Annotated in this window: 1 protein-coding gene; it reads left to right on the top strand. The window is 47.0% G+C overall.

Annotated elements, in window-relative coordinates:
- A partial coding sequence (locus ACRHNM_RS16845) for an ATP-binding protein (protein WP_431137769.1) occupies positions 1–270 on the top strand: 270 nt, incomplete at both ends.

The following is a 270-nucleotide window of genomic DNA, read 5'->3' as shown; positions in this document are numbered from 1 at the left end:
GTTTGAACTGGCCCATTGCAATTTCAACCTTCGGGGTGAGGCCAGCGAAAGCGACCAGGAATTCGTCAGGGAAACCGCTGATAAACTAAGGATAAAAACACATATAAAAAGCTTTGATACAATTGGTTATGCAAATCAAAATAAAGTGTCAATTCAAATGGCAGCCCGCGCATTGCGCTACGAGTGGTTCGATCAGTTGACGGCTTCGGAAACCCACCTGCGATATATTGTCACAGCCCACCATGCCGACGACGCCCTGGAAACATTCCT

The organism is Psychroserpens mesophilus (genome assembly GCF_050617655.1).
Classification (GTDB): Bacteria; Bacteroidota; Bacteroidia; order Flavobacteriales; family Flavobacteriaceae; genus Psychroserpens; species Psychroserpens mesophilus_A.
This window is presented reverse-complemented; position numbering and strand designations above follow the sequence as displayed.